Origin of the sequence: Amphritea sp. (genome assembly GCF_050300915.1) — a bacterium.
Classification (GTDB): Bacteria; Pseudomonadota; Gammaproteobacteria; order Pseudomonadales; family Balneatricaceae; genus Amphritea.
Genome location: NZ_JBNKYN010000233.1, coordinates 1 through 553 on the forward strand (window position 1 = coordinate 1; position 553 = coordinate 553).

General features: G+C 40.1%; 1 protein-coding gene. It reads right to left on the reverse strand.

Annotation, left to right across the window (positions count from 1 at the left end):
- Positions 1 to 317 precede the first annotated feature (317 nt).
- A partial coding sequence (locus ACQY8X_RS21175; protein ID WP_428037104.1) for a hypothetical protein occupies positions 318 to 553 on the reverse strand: 236 nt, incomplete at its 5' end.

Consider the following 553-nt stretch of genomic DNA (forward strand, 5'->3'; position numbering starts at 1 on the left):
CAATGCTACATACAAAAAGTAAGGGGTTCCTAATTGACGGTCCCTTAACATCTGTTTTATGTTTTTTTCATGCGCAGCACAACATACAAAAAGCAAGGGGCTCCTGATTGACGGTCCCTAAGTAATAACCATCTAATACTTTTTGTACTCGCAGAATTAGTAGATCTCGATTGACATATCAACATACTTTTCATACAACATTTATCATCAGCGTATGAAAAGCAAGGGGCATCTATATATCTATATCTATCAGGTATTTGAAAAGAGTCAAAAAAATTCTTATTAACAGGGATCTATTGCAGCATACAGGAGAAGAGTTACATGTTCCTAGGACTATCATTGTCTTCGGACTCAGCAAGGCTAGGGAAATCATAAGATGATGCAAATTTGTGAGCGACGTCGTATGTGCCACTGGCCAGCACTTCATGATGCGCCTCATCAACCACAAAGTCCTTGCGCAGAAGTTCCACATCAAGATCCGACAAGTGACTCTTCAACAACGCCATAGCATTGGCCACTACCATCGAAATCATCAAGATAGAGGAATCTTCAC